The organism is Niabella hirudinis, from assembly GCF_051201075.1.
Lineage (GTDB): Bacteria > Bacteroidota > Bacteroidia > Chitinophagales > Chitinophagaceae > Niabella > Niabella hirudinis.
Genome location: NZ_JBPEHJ010000003.1, coordinates 148,341 through 167,570 on the forward strand (window position 1 = coordinate 148,341; position 19,230 = coordinate 167,570).

12 protein-coding genes are annotated in these 19,230 nt (G+C 49.2%); 11 read left to right on the plus strand and 1 reads right to left on the minus strand.

Annotated features, from left to right (window positions below):
- Window positions 1–162: 162 nt before the first annotated feature.
- The 10 genes from GGU45_RS07210 to GGU45_RS07255 all read left to right on the plus strand — a co-directional run bounded on the left by GGU45_RS07210 (window position 163) and on the right by GGU45_RS07255 (window position 17,655).
- On the plus strand, window positions 163–1,728 hold the full coding sequence (locus tag GGU45_RS07210; RefSeq protein ID WP_435223357.1) for a glycerol-3-phosphate dehydrogenase/oxidase: 1,566 nt from the start codon (window positions 163–165) through the stop codon (window positions 1,726–1,728).
- 23 nt (window positions 1,729–1,751) lie between these two features.
- Window positions 1,752–3,089, plus strand: a complete 1,338-nt coding sequence (gene glpT, locus GGU45_RS07215; protein WP_435223359.1) for a glycerol-3-phosphate transporter — start codon at window positions 1,752–1,754, stop codon at window positions 3,087–3,089.
- An 82-nt stretch (window positions 3,090–3,171) separates the two neighbouring features.
- On the plus strand, window positions 3,172–6,456 hold the full coding sequence (locus GGU45_RS07220) for a SusC/RagA family TonB-linked outer membrane protein (protein WP_435223361.1): 3,285 nt from the start codon (window positions 3,172–3,174) through the stop codon (window positions 6,454–6,456).
- Window positions 6,457–6,467: 11 nt separating this feature from the next.
- On the plus strand, window positions 6,468–8,039 hold the full coding sequence (locus tag GGU45_RS07225; protein WP_435223362.1) for a SusD/RagB family nutrient-binding outer membrane lipoprotein: 1,572 nt from the start codon (window positions 6,468–6,470) through the stop codon (window positions 8,037–8,039).
- Between the two features lie 26 nt (window positions 8,040–8,065).
- On the plus strand, window positions 8,066–9,697 hold the full coding sequence (locus GGU45_RS07230; RefSeq protein ID WP_435223363.1) for a DUF5689 domain-containing protein: 1,632 nt from the start codon (window positions 8,066–8,068) through the stop codon (window positions 9,695–9,697).
- Window positions 9,697–10,608 carry a glycerophosphodiester phosphodiesterase family protein gene (locus GGU45_RS07235; protein WP_435223365.1) on the plus strand — a complete coding sequence of 304 codons (912 nt, stop codon included), beginning with the start codon at window positions 9,697–9,699 and terminating at the stop codon, window positions 10,606–10,608. The genes GGU45_RS07230 and GGU45_RS07235 overlap by 1 nt, the downstream gene beginning before the upstream one ends.
- Window positions 10,609–10,629: 21 nt before the next feature.
- The gene (locus tag GGU45_RS07240; protein ID WP_435223366.1) at window positions 10,630–12,351 is read left to right on the plus strand and encodes a calcineurin-like phosphoesterase C-terminal domain-containing protein; all 1,722 of its coding nucleotides are present in this window, start codon (window positions 10,630–10,632) and stop codon (window positions 12,349–12,351) included.
- A gap of 285 nt (window positions 12,352–12,636) precedes the next feature.
- Complete coding sequence (gene glpK, locus GGU45_RS07245) at window positions 12,637–14,133, plus strand: glycerol kinase GlpK (RefSeq protein ID WP_435223368.1); 1,497 nt, start codon at window positions 12,637–12,639, stop codon at window positions 14,131–14,133.
- 92 nt (window positions 14,134–14,225) lie between these two features.
- Window positions 14,226–14,936, plus strand: a complete 711-nt coding sequence (locus GGU45_RS07250; RefSeq protein ID WP_435223370.1) for an MIP/aquaporin family protein — start codon at window positions 14,226–14,228, stop codon at window positions 14,934–14,936.
- Between the two features lie 22 nt (window positions 14,937–14,958).
- Window positions 14,959–17,655 (plus strand): GH116 family glycosyl hydrolase, encoded by a 2,697-nt coding sequence (locus GGU45_RS07255; RefSeq protein WP_435223372.1) that lies wholly within the window; start codon window positions 14,959–14,961, stop codon window positions 17,653–17,655.
- Between the two features lie 120 nt (window positions 17,656–17,775).
- Here GGU45_RS07255 and GGU45_RS07260 read toward each other — a convergent pair whose 3' ends face one another.
- Complete coding sequence (locus GGU45_RS07260; RefSeq protein WP_435223948.1) at window positions 17,776–18,483, minus strand: Crp/Fnr family transcriptional regulator; 708 nt, start codon at window positions 18,481–18,483, stop codon at window positions 17,776–17,778.
- A 127-nt stretch (window positions 18,484–18,610) separates the two neighbouring features.
- Here GGU45_RS07260 and GGU45_RS07265 point away from each other — a divergent pair, with 127 nt between their 5' ends.
- Window positions 18,611–19,201, plus strand: a complete 591-nt coding sequence (locus GGU45_RS07265) for a methyltransferase domain-containing protein (RefSeq protein ID WP_435223374.1) — start codon at window positions 18,611–18,613, stop codon at window positions 19,199–19,201.
- The last annotated feature ends 29 nt before the right edge of the window (window positions 19,202–19,230 follow it).

A 19,230-nucleotide genomic window follows, 5' to 3' on the forward strand; every position in this document is an offset into this window, starting at 1 on the left:
ATTTCTTTTATTTTAAACGAAATAAAAAACCCTTTAAAACTGCGATAAAATAATTATTTAATTTTTCATTTTACATGGAAATGTATTATTATTGCTTTCGAATTCTTTTTGTTTTGTTTTGAAACGGAGAATCTCGAAAATAAAAACGGCTGATTGTATAATATGGAGCGCGGAATTATTGATAGGGATCAATTGGTAAAACGGGCAACAGAAGCCGGTGTGCTTTGGGATGTGCTGGTGATCGGGGGCGGGGCCTCCGGTTTAGGTATTGCCCTGGAGGCGGTTACCCGCGGGTATAAAACATTGCTGCTGGAACAATATGATTTTGCAAAAGGCACTTCCAGCCGCAGCACCAAGCTGGTGCATGGCGGCGTGCGGTACCTTGCCCAGGGCGATATTGCCCTGGTGCGGGAAGCGAGTATTGAGCGGGGGCTGCTGCAGCAGAACGCACCGCACCTGGTAAAGAACCAAACCTTTATTGTACCAGTTTACTCGTTTTGGGATCGTATTAAATACACCATCGGTTTAAAGGCCTACGACTGGATTGCCGGCCGGCTGTCATTGGGCGCTTCCGTTTTTATTTCACGAAAAAAGACCATGGCCGCTATTCCGGATGTACAATCGAAAGGGCTGGTAGGCGGCGTGCTGTATCATGACGGGCAGTTTGACGACTCAAGGCTGGCGCTGAACCTGGCGCAAACAATCATTGAACAGGGCGGTGTGGCCGTAAATTATATGAAGGTAGTGGGGCTCCAAAAAGGCCCCGGCAATAGACCCTCCGGCGTGGAGGTAGAAGATACGGAGCAGTCGGCATTGTATACCATCCAGGCAAAAACAGTTATTAATGCTACGGGGGTATTTGTAGATGATGTGCTGCGGATGGACAATCCTGTTGCCTCCAAAAGCGTGGTAGCCAGCCAGGGTATTCATCTTGTTTTGAATAAGGAATTTTTTTCCTCTTCCCATGCATTGATGATCCCCAAAACCAACGATGGCCGTGTGCTGTTTGCCGTGCCCTGGCATAATGAGGTGGTGGTGGGCACCACGGATACGCTGGTAGGCGCACCATCCGTAGAGCCCCGCCCGCTGGAAAAAGAGATCGAATTTATACTGGAAACAGCCGGAACCTACCTGGTAAAAAAACCGGTGCGGAAGGATGTGCTGAGTGTATTTGCCGGCCTGCGCCCGCTTGCGGCGCCAAAAGAAGGCGCGCAAAAAACCAAGGAAATATCCCGCAGCCATAAGATCATGATTTCTGAAAACGGGTTGTTTACCATTATCGGAGGAAAGTGGACCACTTACCGGAAGATGGGTGAAGATATGATCGATTGTGTGGAGAACAAACAGGGGTGGATAAAGAGGGGCTCAAAGACCCCGAATCTGCGGATTCATGGTTTTGCCACCGGCATGGATTGGGCCGATCCTTTTTATTTCTACGGCAGTGATGCTCCCTTTATAAAGGAAAAGAGCAATGGCCACTGGATTAGCGAACGATTGAAAATTAACAGGGCCCAGGTAGAGTGGGCGGTTACCCATGAAATGGCCCGCACGGTAGAAGATGTGCTGGCCCGCCGGACGAGGGCTTTATTGCTGGATGCCCGCGAAAGCATCAGGGTGGCCGGGGAGGTAGCGGCAATCATCGCCGGAATCCTGAACCGGGATGTACACTGGGTAGAAGAAGAAGCCAAACGATTTGAGCAACTTGCGCGGCAATACATTTTAACCTGACTTTATTTAACGATTGATATGCCATGAAAGCGATGAAATTTTTAAGGCCTGCGGCGCATAAGGAATTATTACCGGAGAGTGCCGTTGACCCCGCTTACCGGAAATTAAGGCTCCAGGTTTTTCTGGGTATTTTTATCGGGTACGCCGGTTACTACCTGGTCCGCAAAAACTTTTCGCTCGTCATGCCCGACCTGGAAGAAAGGGGATTTAGCAAAGGGCAGCTGGGGCTGGCGCTTTCCGCCATTTCGATCGCTTACGGATTGAGCAAATTTGTAATGGCCACCATCTCTGACCGGAGCAATGCAAGGGTCTTTCTGACATTGGGACTGGTTTGTTCTGCACTGACCCTGATCCTGATGGGACTCCTTCCTTTTGCTACGGCTTCCATTGGTATGATGTTCGTGTTCTTATTTATCAACGGATGGTTCCAGGGGATGGGCTGGCCGCCTTGCGGAAGAGTAATGGTACACTGGTTTTCTGTAAAGGAGCGGGGCACCAAAATGTCTATATGGAATGTTGCCCACAATGTGGGCGGAGGCATCATGGCTCCGCTTGCTATTTTGGGCTTTTCGGTTTTTGGAGTATGGCAGGGCAAGTTGTATTTTCCTGCTATTGTAGCGCTTTTGGTGGCCTTCATTACTTATATGCTTGTGAGAGATACCCCCCAATCCTGTGGGCTACCCTCAATTGAATCTTATAGCGGCACACAATCGCGGGAATACAATCAATCTCATGAAAAGGAGCTGAGCACAAAGCAGATCCTTATGGATTATGTTTTGGTTAACAAACTCATCTGGTATATCGCCCTGGCCAATGCCTTTATATATTTGGTGCGTTATGGTGTATTGGATTGGGCGCCCACCTACCTCAAAGAGGCCAAAGGCTTTTCTTTAAAAGAAACCGGGTGGGCCTATTTCCTTTATGAGTGGGCAGGAATTCCGGGAACGCTGTTATGTGGGTGGTTAAGCGACAAAGTGTTTAAAGGCCGCCGGGCCCCCGCTACGGTCATTTATATGGCCCTGGTAGCAGTGGCCGTATTGGTGTACTGGAAAAATCCGCCCGGGAACCCCCTGGTAGATAATATTGCGCTTATCGCAATAGGGTTCCTGATATATGGACCCGTTATGCTTATTGGAGTTCAGGCGCTGGACCTGGTTCCCAAAAAAGCTGCGGGAACAGCGGCGGGTCTTACCGGGCTTTTTGGATACCTCGGGGGCGCCCTTTTTGCGAATGCGGCAATGGGGTATGTGGTGGACCATTGGGGTTGGGACGGCGGGTTTCTGGTACTGATGGCCAGCTGTGTCCTTGCGATCCTGTTTACTGCCATGACCTGGCGCAAAGAAAAGACGAACCTGTCCTGAATGACTATACTTTGTCCCGGATAAAATCCGATGCTAAGTATAAACGGGGCGTTGCAATTATTGAGTAAAACTGCAAAATAATATGACAGAAAACAGCAAACTGAAGACCTGGCTCAAAGCACACATGACCTGGTGTGCGCTGCTGCTCTTACCGCTGCTTGCACAGGCCCAGCAGAAAACGGTAAGCGGGCTGGTCACTTCCCGGGAAACAACGGAGCCTGTTGCCAATGCCTCTGTGGTGGTAAAAGGTACTTCCCGGGGGACTACTACCAGGGCAGACGGACACTATTCTATTTCAGTAAATGCCAATGAAACGCTGATATTCTCCGCGATTGGGTTCAAGGAAACGGAACACAACGTGGGTAATCAAACAACCATTAATGTTTTACTGGAAAGCATCGGAAAACAGGAAGAGGAAGTAGTGGTAACGGCACTGGGCATCAGGCGGCAGGAAAAATCGCTGGGCTATGCGCTTACAAAAATTGACAGTACACAGCTTACGGACGCCGTGTCTTCGAACTGGACGGATGCGCTTTCCGGGAAAGTGGCGGGTTTAAACCTGATACGCTCCGGCGCTGGCCCTGCGGGGTCCAATAAAATTATTCTGCGCGGGGAAAACAATCTTACCGGCGATAACGAAGCCCTGATTGTAGTGGACGGCGTGGTGATTAATAACAGTAGCGGCAAACGCTCTGCCAACGGATCGGATAATGTATATGCAACAGGATCGGATAACCTGCCGGCGGACTACGGTAGCTCGATGAATGACCTGAACCCACAGGATATCGAAAGCGTTTCGGTATTGAAGGGGCCCGCCGCCGCCGCCCTGTATGGGCAGCGGGGTGCCAATGGCGCCATTATTATTACCACCAAATCGGCGTCCGCAAAAAAGAAAGGAAAACTAAACATCCGGTTTACTTCAAACGGATATATCGAAATGCCCAACAGGTATCCCGATCTGCAATATGAGTATGGCCAGGGGCTGGATGGCGCGCTTTATTACTCTTATGGTACAACCCCGGATGGGGCCAGTACCAGCGGTACCAGCTCGGCCTATGGTCCAAAATTTGACGGGCAGTCATTTTATCAATATGACCCGGTACGTCAGGCGGTGGGCTTAGAACGTACACCTTGGAAGGCGTATGATAATATCAACGATTTTTGGGATATGGGAAAAAACCTTACCAATAACCTAAGTCTGAGCGGCCATATTGGTACTACAGCGTTCCGAGTTTCGGGCGCCATCCAAAATAATCGGTGGGTGATCCCTAATACGGGTTTCGATCGTAAGTCGGCCAGCCTGTCGACCAGCACCGATATTACTAAAAAACTAAAATTAGCCACCAAAATCAATTATGGTTACCGCTCGAGTGACAACCTTCCTGCAGCGGGCTATGGAAATCAGTCGCTTATGTATTGGTATATTTTTTGGCAGCCCAATGCCGATTATAACTGGCTGCGCAATTACTGGATGGGCACACCGGGCAGCATTTACAGCAGCGACAGCTTATACCGGCGGATTCGTTATCCCTACTCCTCCTTCCCGGAGAACCCCTTTGCCATTGTAAACGAATTTATAAACAAAACAAGGAGAAACAATGTAACGGGAAATGTGCAGTTGAATTACGAGCTTAGCAAAGAGTGGAGCTTTATGGTGCGCGGAAACCTGGATTGGTCCAAAGATAAACGGGAACAGGACCGGCCCTATGATGCCGGCTCCAGGCTGCCGCTGGGATCCGTAAGAAAACAAGATGTTTATGCGAGGGAGTTGAGTTATGACTTTTTGGTGCGTTATCATAAGGATCTGTCAAAAAACATCAAAATAGGCGCTTCGTTTGGAGGAAGCCAGCTTCGGAATGAATATAATAAATCGGATATAAGAGCGGATGGGTTAAAGTTTCCGGTTCTAGATTCTTTGAAAAATTCACCCTACCCGGGTATGTATAATTTAGACAGCAGCCTGTACGGGCTCACCTATTTGCCGGACACCAGCCGTTACCAGATCAACAGTTTTTATGGCATACTTAATTTTAGCTACAAGAACTACCTATTTGCCGAACTGACGGGCAGGCAGGACTGGAACAGCGTGCTCGCTACAGCCAACCGGACTGATAATGTGGGCTTTTTTTACCCCTCTTTAAACACCAGTTTTATACTATCTGATTTTACCCAGTTGCCCTCCTTTATCAGTTACGCTAAACTGCGGGCCTCAATCGCCCAGGTAGGAAGTGGTGCTACGGTGCCCTATAGGACGGCCTATACCTACCTCCTCGCCAGAACCAACGGGTTGTATCCGGATAGCGCCGTTGCTAACCCAAGAACCCTGCCCAATGATAACCTGAAGCCTTTAAAGACCACCACCTTTGAGCTTGGAACGGAAGTGCAGCTGTTTCGTAACCGGCTGAGCTTTGACCTGGCCGTTTACTGGGGCAACACTAAAAACCAGATACTTACCAGAACTCTGGACCGGTCATCGGGGTATGACTATGCAATTATTAATGCCGGAAGGGTGAACAACAGCGGGGTTGAACTGTCGCTGACCGGAAAACCCGTTGTAAGTAAAAACGGGTTTAACTGGGAGGTGTCTGCTACTTTTGCTTCCAATAAAAACAGGATCGTATCGATGCCGGACAGCGTGGTATTGCTTCGTGCCGGTCAGATTGCCAGTGGCCAGATCGTAGCTTCCATCGGCGGCAGCATGGGCGATTTGTATGGGCTGGGCTATCAGCGCGCACCAGACGGGCAGGTGATCTTTGATCCGGCTACCGGCTTCCCAAAAATTACCAGCAATATTATTTACCTGGGCAATACAACGCCCCGCTATAAAATGAGCATCGGGAATACGTTCCGGTACAAACAATTTAATTTAAAAGTATTATTTGATGCACAGGTGGGTGCTGTGGGCTACTCGCTGACCCACTATAAAATGATTGAACAGGGAAAACTGAAAACCACCCTGCCGGGAAGGTATAACGGCATCATCGGCAATGGGGTGCTGGAAGTGCTGAATGACAATGGCGAGGTTACCGGTTACCGCAAAAATGATGTGGTGGCTTATGATGTAGATCAGTATTATCAAAACAGCATGGGCTCGCTGAATGCGGAAGGAAGTACTTTTAGTACCGACTTTATCAAATTTCGTGAAGCATCCTTAAATTATGCCTTTAAACCCCGGCTGTTGAAAAAAATAGGACTGAGCTCCGCGACTATTGGTGTTTTCGGACGCGATCTGTTCATTTGGAGCCCCTGGCCCATATTTGATCCCGAGTTTGGCACGCTGAGCGGATCGGATATTGTTACGGGGTTTGAAGTAGGGCAGTTCCCCTCTACCCGTACCATTGGCTTTAACTTATCTATCGGACTTTAATTGATATCGAAATGAAAAAACAACTGATAAGCACAGGTCTTCTTTTGTTGGTGTTAATAACCATCTATTCCTGTAAAAAAGGGTTTGAGAAATTAAATATCGATCCCATTAATATCCTGCATACCAGCGCCGACAAGCTGCTGGCGCCCACGCTGGTAAGCTCTATATGGCCGGGCATGACCCGGAACCGGAGCTTTAATAATGAACTGATGCAGGTTACGGTGAGCCTGAGTGATGGCGAAAACACGGTGTTTCGCTATGCCTTCCGGGCCAGCCAGTCGGACTATTTATGGAACGCCTGGTATGTGCAGCTCACCAATTTCCGGGATATCGACAGCCTGGCAAGCCGGGGCGATAGCATGAATACCTCTTACCAGGGTATAGCCCGGATTGGAGAAGCCTGGTTGTTTTCGAACCTGACCGATACCTACGGAGATATCCCTTACACCGAGGCGCTCAAAGGAAAGGAAGGTAATATGCAGCCCGCCTTTGACCGGCAAAAGGATGTTTACGAGGGCCTGTTTAAAAAACTGGAAGAAGCCAATGAATTGCTGGCTAAAAACCAAGCCATTGTGGTAACCAGCGACCCTGTTTATAATGGGGATATTTCAAAATGGAGGAAGTTTGGAAACTCGCTTTATTTAAGGCTATTGCTCCGTGTGTCGGGAAAAGCGGAGGTGGCGCAGCAATGCCAGGATAAAATCAAGGAAATTATACAAACCCCGGGCCGCTATCCCATTATGACCTCCAATGACGATTGTGCAAGAATTCTTTGGAATGGAGGCACCAGCAGTACCGATCCTTATACCTCTCCCTATGTATATAATGTAAGGGTGCAGGATTTCAGAAGCCCGGCTATCTGTAGTTACTTTCTGGATAGTTTGGTGAGCTGGACGGACCCGCGGTTCGCTTCGGGCAAACCTTTTGGGTCGGGCTCCATCGGCAGTATTGGTATTGCGCAAGCCAGCGGCGGCGGCTGGCGCGGTGTAGAAAGCGGGTATGAACCGGGCAAAGGCGAGGTAAAAGGCTGCTATTTTCAAAGCTATGATGATAAAACTTCCGGCGGAGTATGGTCCCTGCAGCAAAACCCCAAAACCGGCATCATTATGCAGTATGCCGAAGTACAACTCATCCAGGCCGAAGCGGCCTTAAAAGGCTGGATCGGCAGTAATCCCAAAGATCATTTTTACCAGGGAATTGCCTCCGCCATCAATTATTGGGTAGCTGCTTTTCCGGAAGATACCGCTTCCGCTGAATTTGATTTGCATCTGGAGAACCTGGCGGCAGGCGGCGTTGTTTGGAATGATACGCTTTCTACAGAAAGAAAAATGGAGATGATACAGGTACAAAAATACTATGCCCTGTTTTTAACCGACCTGCAGCAATGGTTTGAGTACCGGCGCACCGGGTATCCCAACCTGCATTTGTCCCAGCTGCATGGCCTGCAAAATGGCGGTGTAATGCCGGCCCGCCTGGTATACCCCGTGTATGTACAATCTGCCAACCCCACCAGTTATAAGGCTGCAGTAGCCGCACAGGGGCCGGACCAGATCAATACCAATATATGGTGGCAAAAGCCTTAAAGCAATCACGTTTAAAAGAATTACTGATGAAACATGTATTCAACCTTTTTTTAGTGCTCGGCGCAGTTGCCACAATCAGCAGCTGTACTAAAAACACGTACGAAAATTATCCGGGTGGTGTGCCCTACGATGTGGTATCCATTTTGGATGTGCGGCCAATTTATAAAGGACAGGATGTAACGCTCACCAAAGAAATGTTATATGGGGGCACCCGGCTGGAGGCCGTTGTAATATCGGACCATACGGAAGGAAATTTGCCCGAAGGCCTGCTGGTGGTACAGGATAACCATCGGCTCAACACACTGCGGGGCATTGCAATCGATTTGGGTGCGGCCGCAGCGGGGTATCATCCCGGCGATTCGGTAATGATCGATATTCTCGGCAGCACCCTTACCCGTAAAAATGGCATTTTAACGCTTACGAATATCGTGGAATCGAAAGTGACTCCAAAAGGGAAGGGCATTTTAAACGTGAACATCATAACCACAGCACAGCTGGAAGCAGATCCGAATAGCTACGAAAGCTCGCTTTGTGTTATTAACAAATCCTGCTTTAACCCCGCTCCGCAACCCGGCGATGAAATTGGAGGCGTCAAAACGATCAATGATGGTTTTGGAGATCTTACGCTGTATACCGACCCATCTGTTAGCTATGCCCAGGATGCACCGTACCTACTGGCGGCTTATGTAGGGATACCGTTTTCGAAAAGAGATGGATCGATAGAGTTGAGGACAAGGGATGGGGATGATATCTTGAACATGGGATCTTCCAGGCAGGATTTGATCATTTCCGGGTTTATGGGGGATCCGAAAGGGGGCGATGGAGGTAATGAATATGTACAAATGATCGCTACCAGGGATATCGATTTTTCGATTACTCCCTACAGTATTGTATTTTGCGCCAATGCCGGTACTTCTACCCCCGCTCACCTGGATAACGGCTGGGCTACAGGGGGCCAGAGGACCATTAAATGGAATATTACTTCGGGGAGTACAAAAAAAGGCGCCTATTTTTATTTTGGTTTTCAAAACAAGAAAATTAATGGGAATGCGGGCACGGTTTCGTTTCCGGCAGAAACCAACTGGTATCAAAAAAACTTTGCTACCAGTGGCACCAATAAAGGCGATGGCGGATTGTTTCGCGCTAGCTCGTTTTCCACCTCAGGGCCCTGGCCCAATAATGGCAACGCCTGTGGGGTGGCGTTGTTTAAAGGAACAACGGTTAACAAAACCTCTGTGCCCGAAGATGTATTATTTGTAAGCGGCGGCGGAACTATTTATGAGCCCAACAATGACCCCGTATATGGTTACCTGATCTGTAATAATGATTGGTATTCTATGTATTCAATCGCAATAGACCAGACTACCTATAAACCAAAGGTTGAGAACAGCTTCTATTATCGATCCCTTGGAAACGCCACCAATATGCCCTATGCCGTAAATGAAGCCCATCCCACAGCTCCGGCAGATGGAGGATTGTTCAATATGATGGGAGGCGTATATAATATTCCTCTGGGTAAATGGACCACAGCCCGAAAGCAGACGGTGGTAGAGCTATTCCAGAAAACGGAAGATGACCACGAAGCGGCTACTATTGCTAATATAGAAGCCGGCCGTGGAGGTCCCAATGATTCGCTGATTACAAAAATTGTGGAATAATGAAATTACAACTATTAGGTACCACATTATTGCTGGCGGCCGCTATGGGAGCCCATGCTCAAAAAAAGATCAGCCTGCCGGCAAAGTACCGTCACTTCGATATGGAAGCTCACCGGGGCGGTAAGGGCCTGATGCCGGAAAATACCATCCCGGCCATGCTGCATGCCATCGATATGGGAGTTACCACCCTTGAAATGGATATGCAGGTAACAAAGGACGGGCAGATCGTTGTATCGCATGATGCCACGTTTAACTACGGGTTTACAACCACCCCGGAAGGAGATACGCTTACGCCCGCGGCGGCAAAAAAGCGGATCCTTTATAGCATGACCTACGACTCCATAAAAAAATATGATGTAGGCAAAAAGTTTTATGACGCTGTTCCGCGCCAGCAAAAAATGGCGGCTGTAAAACCGCTGCTCAAAGACCTGCTTGTTACTACGGAGGCCTATGCAAAAAAGAAAGGCGTAAAGATCCAATACAATATTGAAATAAAATCCAACCCGAAAGGAGAGGGCGTTTATTGCCCGCCGGTAGCGGAGTTTACCGATCTGGCGATGAAAACCATCCTGCCCTTTAACATTGGCAAGCGCATGATCATTCAGTGTTTTGACGAGCGGGCATTAAAGATCATGCATCAGAAATACCCGCAGGTGCAAACCTCTTTTTTGGTGGGCGATAAGGAAACGGAACCTCTGGAAGCACAATTGAAACGCATTGGCTATACCCCCGAGTATTACAGCCCCAATTATAAAATTGTAACTCCCGAACTGGTTAAAGAATGCCACCGGCGTAACATCAAAATAGTACCCTGGACGGTAGATGACATTGAAACCATTAAGAAACTGGCGGATATGGGCGCCGATGGTTTGATAACGGATTACCCGGATTTATTTTACCAGCTGAAATAATTTTTGCAAAGCGCGGTGAACATGAAAAACAAAATGATCCGGGCCGCCGGAATGTTTTCGAGGCGACAGTTTATCCATGCCGCCGCACTGGCTGGCGCCGGCTTCGCTGCCACGGGGTGCAGCAAAACCAATGCTGCTGCAGATCCGCAGGATCCTGCCGGAGACGGAAACAGTGCCCTGCCCGATATGGCCGGTATGACGGTTAAAGGCCGGGTAACCTGTGCGGGTACCGGTGTGCCCGGCGTAGTTGTATCTGATGGGGTGGCGGTTACTACTACCAACGCCGATGGTATCTATTACCTGCCATCGGCAAAAACAAAAAATTTTGTTTTTATCTCCGTTCCGGGAGGCTATGAGGTAGGTGCCGCCAATACCATACTGCCGGCTTTTTACCAGGCCTTTAAGGCTGCGGCATCCGTGGTGGAAACCATGAACTTTACATTAACAAAAACGGATAATGACCGCCATGTGGTGCTGGCCCTGGGTGATATGCACCTTGCAAACCGGAATGATGATGTGGCCCAGTTTCAGAACGGCTTTTTGCCGGATGCAAAAGCCACCATCGAGCGGTACCGGCAACTGGGATACAAAGTATACGGGCTTACCCTGGGCGATATGACATGGGATGCTTATTGGTACGCCAACAAGTATGGTTTTGCAGAATACCTGTCGGTAATGAAAAACATCAACATCCCGGTTTTTCATACGATGGGTAACCATGATAATGATCCTTATGTGGCCGCCGATTGGGCTGCCGAAGCCGGTTTCAGGGCATCGCTGGGCCCCACGTACTACTCATTTAATCTTGGAAAAGTGCATTATATTGTACTGGACAATATTGAGTATGTAAATACCGGGGGCGCCCGGGGCACCGTGGGCGACCGGTCCTACAATGAAACCCTTGTTGCCAGCCAGCTGGCCTGGTTAAAAAAGGACCTGGCTGCCGTTGCCGATAAATCGGCCCCGGTGATCCTGGCCATGCACATTCATTTAAACAACAACCCCTCTGCTTCGGAAACAGCATCGCTGAATTTAACCAATGCCGCAGATTTGATCAGCTGCTTTTCCGGGTTTAGCAATGTACATGTACTAACGGGGCATACGCATATCTGCTATGCTTACGAAAACACGCCAACACTGATGGAGCATAATTCCGGCGCCGTTTGTGCCACCTGGTGGTGGACTGGGAAAAACGGGTATGCCGGAAACCAGGTTTGTAAGGATGGCGCCCCTGGCGGATATGCCATCTGGAAATTTGACAACACTGATTATGACTGGCGGTATAAAGCCATTGGCTATGATGAGCAGTACCAGTTCAGGGCTTACGATCTGAACCAGGTTCATATTACAGCAGCAGATTATGCACCTAAAACTACCGATGCCCTCCTGGCGGGTTATGCGGATGGCTACGCCACCAAAAACGCGGGGAACGAAATACTGGTAAATGTTTGGGGTTATGATAAGCGCTGGAAGGTGGAGCTTTTTGAGAACGGAACAACCCCATTGGCTGTTACGCGTGTAAAGGTAAAAGACCCGTTGCATATTATTTCCTACGAGGCCCTGCGTTTAAATGCCGGGGCAACGCCCACAAGTGATTTTTGTACTACCACATCGGCGCATCTGTTTAAGGCAACTGCTTTGAGCCCGGTATCGCCGGTATTGATAAAGGTAACCGACCGCTTTGGCAACGTGTACTCCGAAACGATGACGCGGCCCAAAGCGCTTACCCTGTCTATGAAATGATGGGAAAAGGCGGTTGTTCTTTACCACAAAGATTCTGTGTCGTTGCCACTGAAACGCAGAAACACCGTTTTTTTAGAAAAGCTTAAGCCCTCCGTGTTTCAGAGCCTCTGAGGCAAACATAGGGGGAGGCAGTGTAGTAGAAAAATGTTATGCATACTAAATTACAGGGATGACTATTTAAAGCGTATTTTTAAGCGGCGATTTGTGGTAGTGGTTTGTGAAGGCACAAACCACCCACTACACAATAACCAGATTTTTTTAGATAAAATATATAAATGATTCGCTATGCCAGCATACATTCTCTCTTTTGATGCGGGTACCACCAGTTCCCGTGCTATTATTTTCGACAAAAAAGGATCGATCGTGTCCGTTGCCCAGAAAGAATTTACCCAGATCTTCCCCCAGCCCGGCTGGGTAGAGCATGATGCCAATGAAATATGGAGCACCCAATTGGGCGTAGCCACCGAGGCCATCGTAAAGGCCGGGCTCACAACCCAGGATATTGCCTCCATCGGAATCACCAACCAGCGGGAAACAACGGTGGTGTGGGATCGCAGTACATCGCAGCCTATTTATAACGCCATTGTATGGCAGGACCGGCGCACTTCGGATTATTGCGACAGCCTGAAGAAAGATGGTTCTGCAGAAAAAATAAGGGAAAAAACCGGGTTGGTTACTGATGCCTATTTTTCTGCCACCAAAATAAAATGGATCCTTGATAACGTGGATGGCGCCCGTGCAAAAGCGCAAAATGGCGAGCTCTGCTTTGGAACCATCGATTCCTGGCTGCTGTGGAAACTGACCAATGGTAAAGTACATGCAACGGATGTAAGCAATGCTTCGCGTACCATGGCATTTAATATTCATACGCTGCAATGGGATGAGGAGTTGCTGCGGCTGTTTGGCATTCCGCAAAGCATGATGCCCGAAGTGCGCTCCAGCAGCGAAGTGTATGGTCACACCCAGCAGCTGATTACAGCGGTGCCCATACCCGTAAGCGGCATTGCCGGCGATCAGCAATCGGCCCTGTTTGGGCAAATGTGTACCCAGTCCGGGATGGTAAAAAACACCTACGGTACGGGCTGCTTTATGCTGATGAATACCGGCAATCAGCCGGTACCTTCAAAAAACAACCTGCTTACCACCGTGGCCTGGAAAATTAATAACGAAGTAAGTTATGCCCTGGAAGGGAGTGTATTTATTGCCGGTGCTGTGGTGCAGTGGCTCCGTGATGGATTAAAGCTGATTCAAAAATCGGGCGATATTGAAGCCCTTACGGCAACGGAGGCCGACAATGGCGGCGTATATATGGTGCCGGCTTTTACCGGGCTGGGGGCTCCTTACTGGAACCAGCACGCCCGGGGCACTATTACCGGGCTTACCCGGGGCAGCTCCGATGGACATATAGCCCGGGCGGCGGTTGAGAGCATCGCCTACCAGGCCATGGATGTGCTGAAGGCCATGGAAGCAGATGCCGGGTTGCGAATTAAGGAAGTGCGGGTAGATGGGGGTGCTACGGTAAACAATTACCTGATGCAGTTTCAGGCCAACCTGCTGAATACTGCGGTGATACGCCCAAAAATTACAGAAACAACAGCCCTGGGCGCGGCTTATCTCAGCGGGCTGGCCGTTGGTTTTTGGAAAGACCTGGATGAGATAAAACAATACTGGCAGGAAGATAAGCGGTTTGAACCTTATATGAGTGAGGATGTGCGGGAACAACTGAGCCAGGGCTGGAAGCGTGCCGTACGTGCGGCCCAGGTTTGGACGGAAACAGTCTAATTTGAAAATGTGGGAAACCAACTTGAAACTTTGAACCTGGAACGTTAAACAAAAACCTTCGGCGTTTAGCATGAAGCGATAAATAAAACCATATGAATATTTTTACAAGTGAATTGGTGGGTACTTTCTTCCTGATCATTCTCGGGAACGGGGTGGTGGCCAATGTGGTATTAAACAAAACAAAAGGAAACAGCAGCGGCTGGATCGTTATCACCATGGGCTGGGCCATGGCGGTTTTTGTCGGAGTGTTTGTTGCTTCAAAAGCCAGCGGGGCGCATCTGAATCCTGCGGTTACGGTGGCGCTGGCCTATCTTGGAAAAATTGGTACGGCAACCATTCCGCAATACCTGGGGGGGCAGTTGCTGGGTGCTATGCTGGGTCAGCTGGGCGTTTGGGCGGCCTACCGGCAACACTTTATCGAAACGGACGATACAGCGGCAAAGCTGGCGGTATTCAGCACCGGGCCGGCTATCCGCAATGCGGGGCATAACCTGGTAACCGAGGCCATCGGAACCTTCCTGCTCATTCTTTCCGTACTATTTATTATTGCGCCTTCCAATAGCCTGGGCGCGTTGGATGCATTACCGGTAGCGTTTATCGTGCTGGCCATCGGGCTTAGCCTTGGCGGCCCCACGGGGTATGCCATCAACCCGGTGCGCGACCTGGGCCCGCGCATTATGCATGCGCTGTTGCCCATTGGTAAAAAAGGCAGCAGCGATTGGAGCTACTCCTGGGTTCCCATTGTTGGTCCCCTGATTGGGGCGCTGCTGGCAGCCATTGTTTTTCAGCAGCTGAATCCATAAAAGATAACACGTATATTAGCAAATGAAGCAGCAGCACCCATCGCGCAGAAAATTTTTAAAACAAGCAGGATTAACTACTTCAGCCTTGCTGGCGTTTAACGGGCTTTCCTGGGCAAAGCAGCTTTCGGCACTGGCAGGGAGCCCCCTTCACAATATACCGGCAGATAAGGGCCTTGATCCTAAATGGGTGCAGTCGCTTTATGAAAGAGGCATGCCCGGCACCTATTTAAAAAGCAAAAATGAACTAAAGTATATTGGCATGCCCGCCGGCGGGCTGCATACAGGAACCGTTTACCTGGGGGGTGATGGGCGGCTGTGGCTTTGGGGCATCTATAATGATGACCGGGAAGGCGTTGATCCAAAGACGGTATCGTGGAATGATGGCAGCAAAGAAGTGCCGGTACGAAACCGGGATGGAGCCAATTATGTAGAACCTACTATTGCCGATAACAAACGCGTGCTGGCACAGGGCTTTGCCATAATGGTAAAACACAACGGCCAAACCCTGATAAAAGAACTGAAGGAAACCGACTGGGAAGAGATCCGGTTTGAAGCCACTTATCCTGTAGCCACCATCCGCTACAGCGATTCAAAATTTCCGGTAGATGTAATTGTAAAAGCCGGCGGGATCTTTATCCCGCTGGATGCCGAAAATTCCGGCCTTCCCTGTACCGTGTATTCCATAGAAATGAAGAATAAAACCGGTAAGCCGGTGCAGGCATCTGTAGCCGGCTGGTTGGAGAATGGTGCCCATAAAATAAGCGGCACGGAAAAAAATGGCAGCCGCTACAATACGGCGCTGAAGGATCCGGAATTTGTAAGTGTTTATGCGGCGTTTAAACCTGCCCGGCCGGAGGCCCCCCTCCAACGGGACGCCGGCACTACCTGCCTTACCTACGTGGGTAGCAATGCCCTTGCAAATACCGATGCCCGGCCCTGGCCGCTTTCACCGGGGCTGTTTACGAGCTCAAATGATACAGCAACATCCCGCGAGGCGGAAAAACTGGTTGGCAGCATCGCAACGGCGCAGGCAATACCTGCGGGAAAAACCACTACCCACAATTTCGTGATCAGCTGGCATTTTAACCACCCCCTGCAAAAACTCAACAAGCTGAAGGAGGTAACCAGCAACGAAGGATATTATTATGGGGCGGCCTACAAAAACGCGGCAGATGTAGGCGCTTATGTGGCACGAAATTTCAAAATGCTTCACGGACAAACCCTGCTCTGGTGCAAAACCTATTACGATGCAACCCTGCCCTGGTGGTTTTTGGAGCGCACCCTTTTAAATATTGGTACCCTGGCTACCGCCAACACCTACCGCTTTGCCAATGGCCGTTTTTGGGGCTGGGAGGGGGTAAATGCTTGTGAAGGCACCTGTACCCATGTATGGCAATACGCGCAGGCTATGGCCCGGATGTTTCCCTCCCTGGAGCGGGACACCCGGCAACGGACAGACCTGGGCATTGCGATGAAAGAGGACGGAGGCATTATTTTTCGTGCCGAATACGAAAGCCGGCCGGCCATTGACGGACAGGCGGGAACCATCCTGCGCATTTACCGTGAGCACCAGATGAGCCCGGACGACCGCTTTTTAAAAGAAAACTGGGACCGGATCAAAAAAGCCACCCGGTTTATGCTGGCACAGGACCGCAATGGTGATGGTATGACGGATACTCCCATGGAAAACACGCTGGATGCCGTGTGGGAGGGAGAAATTGCCTGGATCGTGGGCCTCTGCATTGCGGCGGCAAAAGCAGCACAGCTGATGGCAGAAGAAATGAATGACCAGGAATTTGCCGACACCTGCAGCGCCTATGTGCAAAAGGGCGGCAGGAATATGGAGGAACATTTGTTTAATGGCGAATATTTTATACACCGGCCGGATCCTGTACAGGGAAGAAAAAAACTGGGATCCTATAATACCTGTCATATCGACCAGGTGTATGGTCAAAGCTGGGCCCACCAGGTAGGTATGGGCCCGCTCTGGAACCCCGAAAAAACACGGCTGGCCCTGCGCGCATTGTGGAAATATAATTTTACCCCTGATGTAGGTCCGTATATTCAAACACATACCGGCGGCCGCCCCTACGCGTTGGCGGGCGAAGGGGGAATGATCATGAATACCAATCCAAAAAACGAAGCAAAACCCTACGGGGACCATGTTACCTGGCAGCTGGGATATTTTCATGAATGTATGAGCGGCTTTGAGCATCAGGTGGCCAGCCATATGATGGCGGAGGGAATGACGGATGAAGCCCTGGTGCTTACCCGGGCCATTCACGACCGCTACCATGCCGCCAAAAGAAACCCCTTTAATGAAATTGAGTGCAGCGACCATTATGCCCGCGCTATGGCCAGCTACGGAACCTTCATCAGCGCCTGTGGTTTTGAATACCATGGTCCCAAAGGATATATGCGCTTTGCGCCACGTTGGAATGACGGCAACTTTAAAGCTCCCTTTACTGCTGCCGAAGGCTGGGGTACTTACCGGCAGCAGGATAAAAACGGCAAAAGAATTCACTCCATACAGGTGCTTTATGGAACCCTGCAGCTGCGCACCCTTTCTTTCGCGGGTAAATCCGGAGAGGCGGCCCTGGTACAATGGGGTGCAAAAAAAATACCGGCGCGCTTTAGCCGTCAGGGAGCAGATATGACCATTGAACTGGAAACGCCGGTGAGGATTGCAGCCGGTGAATTATTAACCGTAATAATTTAAAACAACCAATGAAAAATATAAAATGAAAGAGGAGTATTCTTTAATGAAAGAGAACCTGCCGGTTTAAACGGGATCTGCTTACACACCCCTCCCGGCCAGAGTGGCGTTGCCGGGCTGGCGTCACCGGTAATCCGCAATCTTTACCAGCCGGGTTACGTCATGGATGAATATCTTCCGGCCTTTGGTTTCAAGGATGCCCGCTTCTTTAAATTCAGTCAGGATTCTTATTGCGTTTTCCGTAGCCGTTCCCACCAGGTTGGCAAGGTCCTCACGGCTTATATTGATTATGACAGGTTTATCCGGCTCAAAATTTACTTTAAATTTTTCCCTCAGCACCACCAATTGAAGCGCCAGGCGCTCCCTTACTGATTTTTGAGTAAAAAGACTCAGACCGTTAATAAGCACCGCAAACTCATGGCTTAGTGTTTTCAATAACCGGCCATTCAGACTCGGAGAAGATTGCAGCACGTTTAAAAAATCTTCCTTGGGTATAAAAGCAATCCTGCTTTCCTCCAAGGCAGTAGCCGAATCTGGATACCTGTCTTCCGATAGCAGGGCATGATAACCGATCAGCTCGCCGGTATGCGCCACATAAAAGATCTGCTCCTTTCCGGCATCGTTCATTTTAAATTTTTTGACAACGCCATCTGTGATATAGAAAATACCCTGGGGAAACCGGCCTTCTCTAAAAATAGGCTCCCCCTTTTTATATACCTGCTCCAACCGGTGCGCCATCAGGCATTCCAGGTCCTCCGGCGACATTCCCGCAAGGATTGAATCGCTTCTGAAATTCCATTTTTCAATTGGGAAAAGCCCGTTAATACTCATGGAGTACAAAGGTACTTCATTTTAGACTGAGCGGGGGGCGAAGTATAAGACTGATAATTTTTAGTTTTCAGGATGATATAATGCAGCCCTTTCTCAATAGGTAAATCCGATCTTTGTAAAATTGTACATGGAGCATACTATAACAAACTATTTTGAGTCGGATGAAAAATTTCATGAATTATATCCAATGCCGGTTACCGCATTGGCCAGCCGGCATTGGAGTCCTCTGGAGGTATCGCACAAAGCGGCAGCCTTCCTGGCAACACATAAAGGGGTGCGTATATTAGACATTGGTTGCGGAGTAGGAAAATTTTGTCTTTCGGCAGCTCATTATGCTCCCAACGCTACCTTTTACGGTGTAGAGCAAAGGAAAAGATTGTTGGAGTATGCCGAAAATGCAAAAGACGTTTTGCAGGTTGAAAACGTCCATTTTTTGCATGCCAATTTTACCCAACTGGACTTTAAGCACTACGATCATTTCTACTTCTTTAATTCCTTTTATGAAAACCTGGGAGTGGCCGACAAAATTGATGACAGCATCGATTTTTCCGAGGGGCTGTTTAACCACTATAACCGGATGTTATACTATCAGTTAAAACAAAAACCCAAAGGTACCAGGATCGTTACCTATCATAGCATGGAAGATGAAATTCCGCCAGACTATTATGTAGTAAAAACTGTTTCGGGCAACCTGTTTAAATGCTGGCAAAAAGTATAACCCCCGGAGTGCTATAAAAAAATAATCCT